The 14,724-nt window shown below is 72.3% G+C and carries 12 protein-coding genes; all 12 read left to right on the forward strand.

Features of this window, described 5'->3' with window-relative positions; all coding sequences use genetic code 11:
• Positions 1–107 precede the first annotated feature (107 nt).
• The 12 genes from AB0M46_RS21190 to sepF all read left to right on the forward strand — a co-directional run bounded on the left by AB0M46_RS21190 (position 108) and on the right by sepF (position 14,723).
• A complete protein-coding gene (locus AB0M46_RS21190; protein ID WP_363338385.1) occupies positions 108–2,660 on the forward strand; it encodes a penicillin-binding transpeptidase domain-containing protein in 2,553 nt (850 codons plus the stop codon).
• 45 nt (positions 2,661–2,705) lie between these two features.
• Entirely contained in the window at positions 2,706–4,187 is a 1,482-nt protein-coding gene (locus AB0M46_RS21195; protein ID WP_363338387.1) for a UDP-N-acetylmuramoyl-L-alanyl-D-glutamate--2,6-diaminopimelate ligase, read from the forward strand.
• The gene (gene murF, locus AB0M46_RS21200) at positions 4,184–5,584 is read left to right on the forward strand and encodes a UDP-N-acetylmuramoyl-tripeptide--D-alanyl-D-alanine ligase (protein ID WP_363338389.1); all 1,401 of its coding nucleotides are present in this window, start codon (positions 4,184–4,186) and stop codon (positions 5,582–5,584) included. The genes AB0M46_RS21195 and murF overlap by 4 nt, the downstream gene beginning before the upstream one ends.
• On the forward strand, positions 5,581–6,702 hold the full coding sequence (gene mraY, locus AB0M46_RS21205; RefSeq protein WP_363338391.1) for a phospho-N-acetylmuramoyl-pentapeptide-transferase: 1,122 nt from the start codon (positions 5,581–5,583) through the stop codon (positions 6,700–6,702). Before murF ends, mraY begins: the two co-directional genes overlap by 4 nt.
• 109 nt (positions 6,703–6,811) lie before the next feature.
• A complete protein-coding gene (locus tag AB0M46_RS21210; protein ID WP_363338393.1) occupies positions 6,812–8,236 on the forward strand; it encodes a putative peptidoglycan glycosyltransferase FtsW in 1,425 nt (474 codons plus the stop codon).
• Entirely contained in the window at positions 8,236–9,342 is a 1,107-nt protein-coding gene (locus AB0M46_RS21215) for a UDP-N-acetylglucosamine--N-acetylmuramyl-(pentapeptide) pyrophosphoryl-undecaprenol N-acetylglucosamine transferase (RefSeq protein WP_363338395.1), read from the forward strand. The genes AB0M46_RS21210 and AB0M46_RS21215 overlap by 1 nt, the downstream gene beginning before the upstream one ends.
• A complete protein-coding gene (murC, locus tag AB0M46_RS21220) occupies positions 9,339–10,799 on the forward strand; it encodes a UDP-N-acetylmuramate--L-alanine ligase (RefSeq protein ID WP_363338397.1) in 1,461 nt (486 codons plus the stop codon). Before AB0M46_RS21215 ends, murC begins: the two co-directional genes overlap by 4 nt.
• A gap of 8 nt (positions 10,800–10,807) precedes the next feature.
• Positions 10,808–11,566 carry an FtsQ-type POTRA domain-containing protein gene (locus AB0M46_RS21225; RefSeq protein ID WP_363338399.1) on the forward strand — a complete coding sequence of 253 codons (759 nt, stop codon included), beginning with the start codon at positions 10,808–10,810 and terminating at the stop codon, positions 11,564–11,566.
• Positions 11,563–11,718 carry a hypothetical protein gene (locus tag AB0M46_RS21230; RefSeq protein WP_363338401.1) on the forward strand — a complete coding sequence of 52 codons (156 nt, stop codon included), beginning with the start codon at positions 11,563–11,565 and terminating at the stop codon, positions 11,716–11,718. The genes AB0M46_RS21225 and AB0M46_RS21230 overlap by 4 nt, the downstream gene beginning before the upstream one ends.
• A gap of 220 nt (positions 11,719–11,938) precedes the next feature.
• A complete protein-coding gene (ftsZ, locus tag AB0M46_RS21235; protein WP_363338403.1) occupies positions 11,939–13,051 on the forward strand; it encodes a cell division protein FtsZ in 1,113 nt (370 codons plus the stop codon).
• Between the two features lie 70 nt (positions 13,052–13,121).
• A complete protein-coding gene (locus AB0M46_RS21240) occupies positions 13,122–13,829 on the forward strand; it encodes a YggS family pyridoxal phosphate-dependent enzyme (RefSeq protein WP_363338405.1) in 708 nt (235 codons plus the stop codon).
• A gap of 126 nt (positions 13,830–13,955) precedes the next feature.
• Entirely contained in the window at positions 13,956–14,723 is a 768-nt protein-coding gene (gene sepF / locus AB0M46_RS21245; protein WP_363338406.1) for a cell division protein SepF, read from the forward strand.
• The last annotated feature ends 1 nt before the right edge of the window (position 14,724 follow it).

Below are 14,724 nucleotides of genomic sequence, written 5' to 3' on the forward strand. Positions count from 1 at the left end.
GCGGTCGCGCCGGCGCGGGGGGTGCCGGTGCCTCCGCCCGTTCCCGTTCGGAGGGTGCCTCGCCGTCCGGCGGCAACGGCACGGCGGACCAGCCGCTGCGCGGCACGATGTCCGAGGCCAAGCGGTACACCCCGCGGGGGCGCTCGGTCCGCGACGCGTCGGTCGAGGCCGGCGGCCGCAAGGACCCGTTCCGCCCGGCGCTGGAGGTCATCCAGGGCGGCCGCAGCGAGCAGCCGCGCCGCACCGACCCGACCCGCGACCCGCGCCGCGCCGACCCGCGCCGCACGGCGGTCCGCCGCCCCCGCGAGGACGAGGCGGACCAGGACTACGACGCGCAGCGGTCCGATCCGCTGCGCGTCGAACGGACGGACACCCCGGCGCGCGCCGACCGCAGCGCCGCCTCCCGCGCCGAGCGGGCCGCCCGTGCGGAGCGCGCGGCGCGGGACGAGCGGGCCGAGCGGGCGCAACGCAACGGATCGCCGGACGGCGACGGCGTCGTTGGGGCGCAGCAGCGCGAGCCGGCCCGCCGCACCACGGCCTCGCGCGCCGAGCGGATGACCCGCGCGGAGCGCGAGGCCCGCGCCGAGCGCGCCGCACGGGCGCGGCGCAGCGGTGCGTTCCACAATCGTGACGCCGACGACAGCGCCGACTGGGCGCAACGCAACCATCCGATCCGCGACCAGGACGCCGGGCGGGCGCAGCGCGGCGACAGCTTCGACGCGGAACGCGGCGCCCGGCCCACCCGATTGAGGGGGGGACGGGCCGCGGGCGTCCGGGGCGCCGTCCGGGGGGCCGGGGCGAGGAGCAGGACCGGCCGGGGCAGATCGGTAGGCACGGGCAGATCGGGCGGCGCGGGCAAGAAGCTGAGCCGCGTCCGCGTCCCCCGCCTGGCCCGCCGCCCCAGCCTGCCCAAGCTGGCCGAGCCGCGCCGCCGCCTCCGCCTGGCGACGGTCATCGCGCTGGTGCTGTTCGCGATCATCGGCGGCCGCCTGGTGCAGTTGCAGCTGACCGACGCGAGCGCGTACGCCGCCGAGGGCCTCAAGGACCGCCTGGCCAATGTCGTGCTGCCGGCCGCCCGCGGCGCCATCCTGGACCGCAACGGCAAGATCCTGGTGCACTCGGTCGAGACCCGCTTCGTCGCCGCCGACCCGATGGCGGTCAAGAATCCCGAGGCGCTGGCCGACCAGCTGTTCGCCATCCTCGACAAGTACGGCGTGCTGCGCTCCGACCTGGTGCGCAAGCTGACCCCGCACAAGACCGCCGACGGGCGCAGGAACGTGCGCTTCGAGTACCTGGTCCACCAGATCGACGTCGCCGACGGCGACCGCATCGCGGCGCTGCACGTCGGCGCGCTCAAGGTCGCCCGCGACGAGCGCCGCGAGATCCCCGGCTACGACCTGGCGTCCAACGTCATCGGCTACACCTCGCGCGAGGACCTGTCCGGCAAGATGGGCATCGAGCAGCAGTTCGACCAGGTGCTGCGCGGCGTCGACGGCGTGCACGTCTACGAGCACGGCGAGGGCGAGCTCGACAAGCCGCTGCCCTGGGGCTACGAGGAGCTCGAACCGGCCCGCCCGGGCAGCTCGGTGGAGCTGACGATCAGCGCCGACCTGCAGTACTCCGTGCAGAGCACCCTGGCCGAGCGCATGGGCCCGCTGAACGCCGACTTCGCCGCCGCCATCGTGCTCGACGCGCGCTCGATGGAGGTGCTGGCGATGGCCAGCTACCCGAGCTTCGCCGCGGCCGACCCCGGGCGCACGGCGATGGAGCTGGTCAAGGACCAGTGCACGGCGACCGTGTTCGACCCCGGCTCGATCCACAAGGCGATCGTCATGGGTGCCGCGCTGCAGGAGGGCATCATCACCCCGAGTAGCACGATCACGGTGAACTCGAGGGTGAAGAAGGGCGACACCACCTACACGGATCACCCGCCGCAGAAGGACGGCACGCAGATGACCATCCCGGGCATCCTGGCGCTGTCGTCCAACGTCGGCACCATCGCGGTCGCCGACCGGCTGGGCAAGGACAAGCTGTACGAGTACCAGCAGAAGTTCGGGCTCGGCCAGCGCACCGGCGTCGGGCTGCCGAACGAGTCGCCCGGCCAGCTGCTGCCGCCGAGCCAGTGGACCGGCTCCAGCCCGGGCTCGATCCCGATCGGCAACGGCGTGGCGGCGACCGCGATCCAGATGGCCGCGGTGTACGGCGCCATCGCCAACAACGGCCTGTGGGTGCAGCCGACGCTGGTCCGCAAGATCATCTCGCCGGACGGCGCGGTGTCCAAGCCGGCCCCGCAGCAGACCCGCCAGGTGCTCGACCCGCAGGTCGCGCAGGAGCTGCGGGTCATGCTCGAGGGCGTGACCACGCTGGACGACGCCACCGGCCACCAGGCGGCGATCCCGGGGTACCGGATCGCGGGCAAGACCGGCACCTCCAAAATGCCGCAGAACGGCGGGTACGCCCCCGGCGACGTGGTGTCGTTCATCGGCATGGCGCCGGCCGAGGCGCCCCGCTACGTGGTCGCGGTGGTCGCGCACGTGCCCGGCGGGGCGGGCGGCTCCGTGGCCGCCCCGGCGTTCCGCGACATGATGGCCATGACCCTGTCAAGCTTCGGGGTCCAGCCGACCGGAACCGAGCCGCCGAAGCTCCGCATCTACCCGTGATACCGGCTCCGGGGGCCTCCGGCGAGGCGGGTAGGGTCTGACCCCGTGCCCGGCTATCCCCGTCCGCGGAATGTCCGCCCCGTACTCATCGCTGAGCTGGGCGGCGGACCGGAAGATGTCTCGGTCACGGGGGTGACGCACAGTAGCTCGGCCGTACTTCCGGGTGATCTCTACGCGGCATTGCCGGGCTCGCGCGTCCACGGCGCCCGGTTCATCCCCGAGGCGCTGCAGCGCGGCGCGGTCGCGGTGCTGACCGACCCCGAGGGGGTGCGGGAGGACGCCGGCGTGCCGTTCATCGTGGTCGACCGGCCCCGCGACGTGCTCGGCGACGTCGCCTCCAAGGTGTACGGCGAGCCGACCCGCCGGCTGAGCACGATCGGGATCACCGGGACCGCCGGCAAGACCTCCACGACGTACCTCATCGAGGCCGGGCTGCGGGCCGCGGGCCAGGTCACCGGCCTGATCGGCACCGTGGAGACGCGGCTGGGCGACCTGAGCGTCGAGAGCATCCGCACCACCCCCGAGGCGACCGACCTGCACGCCCTGTTCGCCGCGGCGCTGGAGCGCGGCGTGCAGTCGGTGGCGATGGAGGTCTCCAGCCACGCGCTGGAGGTCGGCCGGGTCGGCGGGGTGCACTTCGCCGCCGCCGGCTTCACCAACTTCGGCCTGGACCACCTGGACTTCCACCCGAGCGTGGAGGCGTACTTCGCGGCCAAGGCGCGCCTTTTCGACGGCCGCGCCGCCGTCGAGATCCTCAACTTCGATGATGTGTCGGTTATGCGACTGAGCAAGCCCGGCACGTGGACCTACTCCGCCGCGGGTGACGGCGCGGACTTCGGCGTCTCCGGCGTGACGCCGGACGGCTACGGCCAGGCGTTCGACGTGCACTGGCAGGGGCGCACGGCCCGCTCCGGCGTGCGGCTGCCGGGCCGGCACAACGTGGCCAACGCGCTGCTGGCGATCGCCTCCCTGGTCGCGGTGGGCGTCGACCTCGACGTCGCGGCGGGCGCCGTGGCCGCGGCGCCGGGCTCGCCCGGGCGCATGGAGCGCGTGGACGCCCCCGGCGACGTGATCGGCGTGGTGGACTACGCGCACAAGCCCGACGCCATGGTCGAGGTGCTCCGGGCACTGCGCGCGCTGGCCGCCGACCGCGGCGGCCGGGTGCTGTGCGTGGTCGGGGCCGGCGGCGACCGGGACCGCGGCAAGCGGCCGCTCATGGGGCGGGCCGCGGCCGAGGGGGCCGACCTGGTGATCGTCACCGACGACAACCCGCGCACCGAGGACCCGGCGGCGATCCGGGCCGAGGTGCTCGCCGGTGCCCGCGGCGCCACCGGCGGCGCGGCGGCGGTGGTCGAGGTCGACGGGCGGCGGGCGGCGATCGCCCACGCGGTCGCCCAGGCCAAGCCCGGCGACGTGATCGCGCTGCTGGGCAAGGGCCACGAGCGCGGCCAGGAGATCAACGGCGAGGTGTTGCCGTTCGACGACCGGGTCGAGCTGGCGGCGGTGTTGCGGGAGGCGGCCTCATGATCGCGTTATCGCTGGGGGAGATCGCCGGGATCGTCGGCGGGGCGCTGCACGGGGGCGACCCGGCCGCGATCGTCGACGGGCCGGTGGAGTACGACTCGCGCAAGGTCGGGCCCGGCGGGCTCTTCGTCGCCTTCGCGGGGGCCAAGGTCGACGCGCACGAGTTCGCGCCCAAGGCGATGGCCGACGGCGCCGCCGGGGTGCTCGGCAGCCGCCCCGTCCCGGGCGTGCCCACGATCGTGGTCGAGGACCCGCGCCACGCCCTCGGGCTGCTGGCCCGGGCCGTGCTGGACCGGCTGCCCCGCCTGACCGTCGTGGCGATCACCGGCTCGTCCGGCAAGACCAGCACGAAGGACCTCATCGCCCGGCTGCTCGCCACGCACGGCGAGACCGTGGCCACGAACGGCAGCGAGAACAACGAGCTCGGCACGCCCTACACGGTCCTCAAGGCCGGCGAGCGGACCCGCTTCCTCGTGCTCGAGATGGGCGCGCGGGGGATCGGGCACCTGAGGTACCTCTGCGAAATCGCTCCTCCGGACGTCTCCGTCGTGCTCAACGTGGGCGTGGCCCACATCGCCGAGTTCGGCTCCGTCGAGGGCATCGCGCAGGCCAAGGGCGAGCTCGTGGAGGTCCTGGGGCCGGACGGCGTGGCCGTGCTCAACGCCGACGACGAGCGGGTGAGCGCCATGGCCGCCCGCACCCGGGCCCGGGTCGTGCCGGCCGGCGAGGCCGCCGGCGCCGAGGTGCGGGCCACCGACGTCGTGGCGCTGGACCGCGGCCGCTTCGGCTTCACGCTGCACCTGCCGGGCGCCGAGCCGGTGCCCGTGTGCCTCGACGTCGCCGGGCGGCACAGCGTGGGCAACGCGCTGCTCGCCGCCGCCGTCGCGGCCCACGCGGGCATGGACCCGGCCGCGATCGCCGCCGGACTCGGCGATCTAGCGGGTTTGTCGACCCGAAGGATGGATGTCTTCGACCGTGCCGACGATGTCACGGTCATCGACGACTCGTACAACGCCAATCCGGCGTCCATGGAGGCGGCGCTGCGCGCGCTCGTCGCCGTGGCCGGCGGGCGGCGCAAGATCGCGGTGCTCGGCTTCATGGCGGAGCTCGGCGAGTACGAGCGAGCCGGACACGAAGAGGTCGGTCGCCTCGCCGCGGAACTCGGCGTCGACCGTCTCGTGGCCGTCAGCGAGCAGGCCGCGCCGATCCTGGACGGGGCGGCCGCCGTGGCGAGTTGGGGAGGAGACTCGGTGCTCGTGACCGATCAGGAGGCCGCCGTGGCGCTGCTGCGCGCCGAGCTGCTTCCGCGCGATGTGGTCCTGGTCAAGGGATCGCGGTACCGGACCTGGGAGGTCGCCGACGCCCTGCGCTCCGGTGACCTGGAAGGTGCTCTGAAGTGAGGGCCGTCTTCGTCGCGGCCTTCGTGGCATTTCTCATCTCGCTGTTCGGCACGCCGATCGCGATCAAGTACTTCACCCGCCTGAAGGCCGACCAGCCCATCCGCACCGAGGGCCCGCAGACCCACCTCGGCAAGAAGGGCACGCCCACCATGGGCGGCGTCGTCTTCATCTTCGCCACCCTGGTCGCCTACACGGGCGGTCACGTGGCCCTCACCACGCTGCCCGACAAGCAGCTGCGCCCGGCTGGGCCGACCGCCACCGCCGTCGTGCTGCTCGGCCTGTTCGTCTTCACCGGCCTGCTGGGCTTCCTCGACGACTACCTCAAGGTCGCCAAGCGCAACAGCGACGGGCTCAACAAGCGCGGCAAGCTCATCGGCCAGGCGCTCATCGGCGCCATCTTCGGCGCGATCGCCCTCTACGTGGGCGCCAAGAAGACCGGCCGGCAGGAAGTCACCACCGTGGCCAGCCCCAAGCTGTCCTGGGTGCACGACATCGACTGGCTCAACATCGGCAAGATCGCCGCGGTCGTGTTCTTCGTGTTCGTCGTGATGTCGATGTCCAACGCGGTGAACCTGACCGACGGCCTCGACGGCCTGGCCACGGGCACGTCGATCCTGGTGCTCATCTCCTACATGGCGATCGCGTTCTGGCAGTACCGCCACTGGTGCGCCGACGCGCAGTACACCGCCGACTTCTGCTACGACGTGCGCGACCCGCTGGAGATGGCCCTGATCGCCGGGGCCGCCGTCGGCGCGCTCGTGGGCTTCCTGTGGTGGAACACGTCCCCGGCCCGCATCTTCATGGGCGACACCGGCTCCATGGCGCTGGGCTCGCTCATCGCCGGCCTGGCGGTGGCGACCAAGACCATCCTGCTGCTGCCGCTGCTCGGCCTGCTCTTCGTCATCATCGTGGTGACCTGGGTGATGCAGATCGGCTCGTACCGGACGACGGGTAAGCGCATCTTCCGGATGGTCCCGCTCCAGCACCACTTCGAGCTGGCCGGCTGGAGCGAGGTCAACATCGTGGTCCGGTTCTGGATCATCGCCGGCCTCGGCGTGGCGGCGGCCCTCGGCCTCTTCGCCGCCGACTTCCTCAGAGTGATGAGTGGCGCTTCGTAGTCGCCTCGTCGCCGGTTCGTAGCGGCAGGGGGTTCCGCGGCGGAACCCCCTGCCGCTGTCCGCGCGTCGTAACGGGCATTCGGCGCGCCGCGCCGGAATGATGGGCGGCATGAGGAGCGACGGGGAGGAAGTTCCGAACCTTACGCACGAGCGGACGCGTCCCGCGGAAGGCGGGTGGGCCGCGAACTTCGTCGGCACCCTGCGGGGCCTGCTGGACCGCCCGCTCGCCTCGTACTACCTGCTGCTGTCCAGCGTCGGGCTGCTCGTGCTCATCGGCCTGATCATGGTCTTCTCCGTGACCAGCGTCGGCAACTTCGCGACCACGGGCAGCCCGTTCACCTCGATCGCCAAGCAGGCGCTCTGGGCGGTGGTCGGGCTGCTCGCGTTCTGGGTCTTCCAGCGGCTGCCGACGCGCACCTTCCGCGCCCTGGCGATCCCGCTGCTGCTCGCGTCGTTCCTGCTCATGTCCTTCGTGGACCTGATGGGGTGGCTCGCCGCGCGGCATACGCCGCCCGGCGACAAGGTGTCGGCGATCCATCTCGGGCCGATCTGGGTCTACGACCTCTGGCTGGGCATCGGCAGCCTGCAGCTGCAGCCGGCCGAGCTGGCCAAGATCGCGCTGGTGGTCTGGGGCGCCGACCTGCTGGTGCGCAAGGGCCGCACCATCCTGTCCTGGCGCGAGCTGCTGATGCCGCTGTTCCCGGTGGCGGTCACCCTGCTGCTGCTCGTCGGCTACAACGACCTCGGCTCGATGATCTGCATGGTCGTGCTGTTCGTCGGACTGCTCTGGGCGGCCGGGGCCCGGCTGCAGGTGTTCGGCTGGCTGGGCGGCTTCTTCGCCGCCGGCGTGCTGGCGCTCATCCTGCTGCCGGCGCACAAGGACTACCGGCTCGACCGGCTCAAGGTGTTCTTCGACCCGAGCATCGACCCGAAGGGGGAGAACGGGCGGTATCAGTACCTGCGCGGCCTCTGGGCGATGGCCGACGGCGGCTGGTTCGGCGTGGGCCTCGGCCAGGGACACCTCAAGTGGGGCCGGCTGCCCAACGCGCACAACGACTTCATCTTCGCCATCGTCGCCGAGGAGCTCGGCGTGGTCGGCTGCATGGTGATCCTGCTGCTGTTCGGCATGCTGACGTACACCGGGCTGCGCATCGCCCGCCGGGTTGAGGACCCGTTCCGCCGGCTGATGGCGGCCGCGATCACCATCTGGTTCGTCGGTCAGGCGATCATCAATATCGGCGGGGTGGTCGGGTTGATGCCGATCACCGGCCTTCCGCTGCCGTTCATCTCCTACGGCGGCACCGCCCTCGTGGTAGCGCTCGCCGCGGCCGGCATCCTGACGTCAGCCGCCCGGGCCGAGCCGGAGTGCGCGCTAGCCATGCACGCCCGTCCACCCCGGAAATGGGTGCGACTACTCTGGGCGCCGTTGCCGCCGCTTCCGCGCGCCCGCGAGGACGACGACGGCACGGACCCCTCGACACGCACGACGGGCCGGCCCAGCCTCGCGGGGTCGACCCGCGGAAGGAGCACCTGATGGCAGCGCTGCGCTCGGTGGTGCTGGCCGGCGGAGGCACGGGCGGGCACATCTACCCGCTGCTGGCCTTCGCCGACTGTTTGCGCAGGCACGACCCCGGCGTCCGCATCACCTGCATCGGGTCGCCCAGCGGGATGGAGAACGACCTCATCCCGCAGCGCGGCTACGATCTGCGCCACGTTCCGGCGTACCAACTGCCCCGCTCGGTCAACATGAACCTCGTCCGCACCCCGGACCGGATGTGGAAGGCGGCCCGGGCCACCCGGGCGATCCTGGACGAGGTCAACGCCGACGCCGTCGTCGGCTTCGGCGGTTACGTCTCGGTGCCGGCCTACCTCGCGGCCTGGCGACGCAAGACGCCGACCGTGATCCACGAGGTGAACGTGCCTATCGGCGTGGCCAACAAGATGGGCATGCGCTTCACCAACCACCTCGTGCTCGGCTTCCCGCACCAGCGGCAGCAGATGCCGGCCGTGGCCGGCGCCGAGGTCGTCGGCGTCCCCCTGCGCCAGAGCATCGCGACCCTGGACCGGGCGGCCCGGCGGGCCGAGGCCCGGCGCTACTTCGGCCTGGACCCCAACCTGCCGACGCTGTTCGTGTTCGGCGCCTCCTCGGGCGCCCGCTCGATCAACAACGCGGTGGCCGGTGCGGCCAAGGCGATCACCTCGGCCGGCGTGCAGGTGCTGCACATCATCGGCGCCCGCAACGAGGACTTCGACGTCCCGTTCGGGCTGGCCGCGCCGTACGTGCGGGTCAAGTTCCTCTCCGAGATGGAGCTGGGCTACGCCGCGGGTGACCTGGCGCTGTGCCGCGGCGGCGCGATGACCTGCGCCGAGACCGCGGCGATCGGCATGCCGGCGGTTTACGTGCCGCTGCCGTGGGGCAACGGCGAGCAACGGCGCAACGCGCTGCCGGTGGTCGAGGCCGGGGGAGGACTGATCGTCGAGGACGGCGACCTGTCGCCCGAACTGATCGCGAACACCGTGGTGCCGCTGGTGCGCGATGGCGCCCGGCTCGCCGCGATGAGCCGCGCGGCCGCCGGTTACGGCCGCCGCGACGGCGACGAGGCCCTTCGTCGGTACGTGCTGAAGGTGGTCGGAGCATGAGCGGTCCGGAGCGAAGCGGGAACGGTCTCACGGCCGAGGACCTGGGCAAGGTGCACCTGGTCGGGGTGGGCGGGGTCGGCATGAGCGGGCTCGCCCGGCTGCTGCTGACCCGCGGCATCCCGCTGTCGGGCAGCGAGCTCAAGGAGTGGCCCCAGCTGGCCGCCCTCAAGGCGCTCGGCGGGACGATCTACCGCACCCACGAGCCGTCCAACCTCGACGGCGTGGACACGGTCGTCTACTCCACCGCCATCCCGAAGGACCACATCGAGCTGGTCACCGCCCGGGAGCGGGGCCTGCGGCTCATGCACCGCTCGGAGGCCCTGGCGGCCACGATGCACGGCCGGCGCAGCATCGCCGTGGCCGGCACGCACGGCAAGACCACCACCACCTCGATGATCACGCTGATCCTGCAGCACGCCGGGCTCGACCCGTCGTTCGTGATCGGCGGCGAGATCTCGGCGGTCGGCTCCAGCGCCCACCACGGCACCGGCGAGCTGTTCGTGGCCGAGGCGGACGAGAGCGACCGGTCCTTCCTGCTGTACACCCCCCACGTCGCGGTCGTCACGAACATCGACGCCGACCACCTCAACACCTATGGCGACCTGCAGGGGCTCGAGGACGCGTTCGTCGAGTTCTGCTCCCGGGTGGAGCCGGGCGGGTTCGTGGTGACCTGCGCGGACGACGCCGGGGCGATGCGGATGGCGGTGCGCGCCCGCGCGGCCGGCGCCGACGTAGTCACCTACGGCACGGCGCCCGACGCCGACCTGCGCATCAGCGAGGTCCGCTCCTCCGTCCAGGGGGTGCGCTACGTGGCCCACCACGACGGCGTGCCGCTGGGCGAGGTCTTCCTGCCGGTGCCGGGCGCCCACCTCGGGCTCAACTCGGCCGGCGCCATCCTCGCCGCGCTGCGGCTGGGCGTGCCGGCCGAGACGGCGATCGAGAGCCTGGCCACCTTCCCGGGCGTGCGCCGCCGGTTCGAGTTCAAGGGCGCCGAGGCCGGGGTGCGGGTGTACGACGAGTACGCGTACCACCCGGTCCCGATCGCCGCGGCCCTGCGCACGCTGCGCGAGGTCGCCGGCGACGGGCGGCTCGTCGTGGTCTTCCAGCCCTACCGGGTGTACCGGACCCGCGACTTCCAGGCCGAGATCGCGGCCGGCCTGTCGCTGGCCGACGAGGCGATCATCATGGAGGTCTTCGGCCCGGGCGAGGTGCGCGAGCCGGGTGAGGGCGGGGTGGCCCTGACCGCCGCCGTCGACCTGCCCGACGACCGCAAGGTGTTCGTGCCGTCCTGGGAGGACGTGCCCGGCGAGGTCGTCGCCCGGGTGCGCGAGGGCGACGTGGTGGTCACCATGGGCGCCCCGCCGATCTCGCTCATGGGCGACGAACTGCTCGCCGCGCTCAAGGACGACCCGGATCCGGAGGGTTACGTGGGCCGGCACTCCCGGGTCGACGACTAGGCCACGTCGTGACGCAGACGCGCGGATGGCGGCTCGTCCTGGCCCCTCGCGACGCGCCGTCCTCGGTGCGGCGCTTCGCGAAGCGGGCCCGGCAGCACCGCCTCCGCGCGGCCCTGCCCTGGCTGATCGGCCTGGCCGTGGCGGCGCTGCTCGGCGGGGTGGTGGCGATCGTCTACCTGACCCCGGTCCTGGGCGTCGGCAGCATCGAGGTCACGGGTGCCTCGGCGATGGACCCCGCGGCGGTACGGCGAGCCGCGGCCGTCCCGCACGGCACCCCGATGCCCCGTCTCGACCTGCGCGCGGTGCAGCGGCGGGTCGAGGCGCTCGCCCCGGTGCGCTCGGCCGCCGTCACCACCCGCTACCCGCACACCCTCGTCGTGGCGGTGCGGGAGCGCACGGCGGTGGCCGTGGTGCCCAAGGCCGGCGGGTACACCCTGCTCGACGGCGACGGCGTGGCCTACCTGCCGGTCGACGCCGTCCCGCCCGGCCTGCCGGTGATCCGCATCGCCCAGCCCGGGCCCGGCGACCCGACCACCAAGGGCGCCCTGACCGTGCTCGGGGCCCTGTCGCCGGGGATCCGCGCGCAGCTGGTCGCCCTGGTCGCCGAGAGTCCGACCCGCATCCGGCTCGAGCTGACCGGCAACCGGGTGGTGATCTGGGGCGACGCCACGCAGAACGTGGCCAAGGTGCGGGTGCTGGAGCTCACCCGGATCGAGCCGGGCCGGACCCTGGACGTGAGCGCGCCCGGCGTGGTGCTGGAGAAGTGACCCACACCCCGGTCCAGCTGGCCCGCCGGCTCGACTTCCATCGCGAGACGGTGCACCTCGAGTGCGCTTTGCGCATGATCGAGGGGACCGCCCGTCACAACGGGCGCCTCGACGCCGTTAGGAAGTTGGTCGACGGCGTCGTGGGCGATTAGCCGACACGCCGAGGCGTGGTCCTTGGATCACGACAGTCGGGCCCTTACCTTGCGATAAGGCATTAGTTGACATAACTATAAGCCTCTAGTAAAGGATGAGGGTTTGCGGGACCCCCATCCGATGCGTTCGCACTTTGGCGGACGCCACCCGTCGCGGGGTCGGGCATCACGACTCCGGGCAGGATCGGCGCTCGCCAACCTCGAAAGGAAAGGTGGTCCGATGACACATCCGCACAACTATCTCGCGGTCATCAAGGTCGTCGGCATCGGCGGCGGCGGTGTCAATGCCGTCAATCGCATGATCGAGGTTGGCCTGAAGGGCGTCGAGTTCATCGCGATCAACACCGATGCCCAGGCCCTGCTGATGAGCGACGCCGACGTCAAGCTCGACGTCGGCCGGGAACTGACCCGTGGCCTCGGCGCGGGCGCCAATCCCGACGTCGGCAAGAATGCGGCCGAAGACCACCGGGACGAGATCGAAGAGGTGCTCAAGGGCGCCGACATGGTCTTCGTCACCTGCGGTGAGGGCGGCGGCACCGGCACCGGCGGGGCGCCCGTCGTGGCCAATATCGCGCGGAAGCTCGGCGCGCTGACCATCGGCGTGGTCACCCGGCCGTTCTCGTTCGAGGGCAAGCGCCGGCAGGTGCAGGCCGAGGCGGGCATCGAGGAGCTGCGCAACCAGTGCGACACGCTCATCGTGATCCCCAACGACCGGCTGCTGGCCCTCGGGGACCGCGGCATCAGCATGATGGACGCGTTCCGTCAGGCCGACCAGGTGCTGCTCTCCGGTGTGCAGGGCATCACCGACCTGATCACCACGCCGGGCCTGATCAACCTCGACTTCGCCGACGTCAAGAGCGTCATGAGCGGCGCCGGGAGCGCCCTCATGGGCATCGGCAGCGCCCGCGGGGACAACCGCGCGGTCGAGGCCGCGGAGTCGGCGATCTCTAGCCCGCTGCTGGAGCAGAGCATGGACGGCGCGCGGGGCGTGCTGCTGTCCATCGCGGGCGGGTCCGACCTGGGCCTGTTCGAGATCAACGACGCGGCGCAGCTGGTCACCGACGCCGCGCACCCGGACGCGAACATCATCTTCGGCGCGGTCATCGACGACGCGCTCGGCGACGAGGTGCGCGTCACGGTCATCGCGGCGGGCTTCGACGGGGGCGCCCCGGCGTACCGCCCGATCGAGGCGCGGGCCCCGCGCACCGCGCACGGCCCGCAGCACAGCCAGCCCAAGGAGCCGGCTCCCCAGGAGCGCCAGGCCCCGCCGCCGCCCCGGCGGGTCCTGTTCGACGACGTCGACGTGCCGGACTTCCTCAAGAACGGCGCGTGATTGACAACTGCCGCGATTGGGTAGGCCGCTGGGGCGGTCTACCCAATCGCCATATCTGGGGGAGTTTTGTGTGGACGAGCGCACGGCGCTGATCGCGGCCAATCTCGCGACGGTGCGCGAGCGGATCTCGGCCGCCTGCCGGGCCGCGGGGCGCGAGCCGGAATCGGTGACGCTCGTGGCGATCACGAAGACCTATCCGGCCGGGGACGTCGCCCGCCTGGCCGAGCTCGGCATTCGTGACGTCGGGGAGAATCGTGACCAGGAGGCGGCCGCCAAGGCCGCCGCCGTGCCCGGCGTGCGCTGGCACTTCGTCGGGCAGCTGCAGCGCAACAAGGCCCGCTCGGTGGCGTCCTACGCCGACGCCGTGCACTCCGTGGACAGCCTGCGCCTGGTCGACGCCCTGGCCGACGCCGCGGCGCGGGCCGGGCGGGAGGCTGCGCTCGGCGCGTTGGTGCAGGTCAGCCTGGACGACGACGAGCAGCGCGGCGGGGCGCTGACCGGCATGGTGGAGAAGGTGGCGGAGGCGATCGCGGCCAGCCCGGCGCTGTCGCTGCGCGGCGTCATGGCGGTGGCCCCGCTGGACTGGGCCCCCGACGAGGCATTCGCGCGGCTCGCCGCGATCGGGTCGCGGATTCGCCAGCGCTTCGCCGGCCCGCACGACCCCGCGGACTGGATTTCCGCGGGCATGAGCAACGACTTGGAATCCGCGATTCTGCACGGCTCGACACATGTTCGTGTCGGAAGTGCATTGCTCGGAAAACGCACCCCGCTGGGGTAGCCTGGCCGCGGTAACGGAAAAACTACACGGGTGTGGTTCTGCGCCGGCGGGGCGGTGTCGCACAACGTGATCGGTGGCACGGACAACGGGGGGAAGTGCCGCATGGCGGTGGACGGAGGGGCGCGCATGGGTGCTCTGCGCAGGGCGGGCGTCTGGCTCGGCCTCGTCGAGGACGAGGACGATCGGGGCTACGACGATCGTCATTACCGGTATGGCGACGACCTACTCGACGACGACGATGACGTCGACGAGGTGCCGGCGCCGCGCTCCCGCACGTCCTCGGACCGCCTGTCGGCCGCCGACCGGCTGTCGGCCGTGGATCGGACGTCCGACCGGCTGAGCGCCTCCGACCGGTTGTCCTCGTCGGACCGGCTGGGCGGCTCCGACCGGCTGAGCGCGTCCGACCGGCTGTCCTCGTCGGACCGGCTGAGCGGCTCCGACCGGCTCTCCGCGGCCGAGCGGCTGGAGGCCAGCGCGGCCAGCCGGACCAGCACCGTGCGCTCCATCACGCGGCCGAGCTCGTCGATCAGCTACCCGACACGCGACAATCTCGCGCTCACCCCGTCGAGCACGCTCCGGGACCGCCCGCAGGTCGAGGAGGACAGCGACGATCGCCGTTACGCGATCACCACGCTGCACCCGACCACGTACAACGAGGCGCGCACCATCGGGGAGCACTTCCGCGACGGCGTGCCGGTGATCATGAACCTCACCGAAATGGACGAGGCAGACGCCAAACGTTTGGTGGACTTCGCGGCCGGGCTGGTATTCGGACTCCGTGGTAACTTCGAGCGGGTGACCAACCGAGTCTTCCTGCTCTCGCCAGCAAATGTCCAGGTCACCGCCGAGGACAAAGCTAAGATCGCCGAGGGCGGGTTCTTCAACCAGAGCTGAT

Origin of the sequence: Dactylosporangium sp. NPDC051485, from assembly GCF_040682015.1 — a bacterium.
Lineage (GTDB): Bacteria > Actinomycetota > Actinomycetes > Mycobacteriales > Micromonosporaceae > Dactylosporangium.

What these genes read in the sequence shown, in the direction of transcription:
- murF (WP_363338389.1), top strand. Translation starts at nt 4,184, where the DNA reads ATGATCGCGTTATCGCTGGGGGAGATCGCCGGGATCGTCGGCGGGGCG.
- AB0M46_RS21215 (WP_363338395.1), top strand. Translation starts at nt 8,236, where the DNA reads ATGGCAGCGCTGCGCTCGGTGGTGCTGGCCGGCGGAGGCACGGGCGGG.
- sepF (WP_363338406.1), top strand. Translation starts at nt 13,956, where the DNA reads ATGGGTGCTCTGCGCAGGGCGGGCGTCTGGCTCGGCCTCGTCGAGGAC.
- AB0M46_RS21210 (WP_363338393.1), top strand. Translation starts at nt 6,812, where the DNA reads ATGAGGAGCGACGGGGAGGAAGTTCCGAACCTTACGCACGAGCGGACG.
- ftsZ (WP_363338403.1), top strand. Translation starts at nt 11,939, where the DNA reads ATGACACATCCGCACAACTATCTCGCGGTCATCAAGGTCGTCGGCATC.
- murC (WP_363338397.1), top strand. Translation starts at nt 9,339, where the DNA reads ATGAGCGGTCCGGAGCGAAGCGGGAACGGTCTCACGGCCGAGGACCTG.
- AB0M46_RS21190 (WP_363338385.1), top strand. Translation starts at nt 108, where the DNA reads ATGTCCGAGGCCAAGCGGTACACCCCGCGGGGGCGCTCGGTCCGCGAC.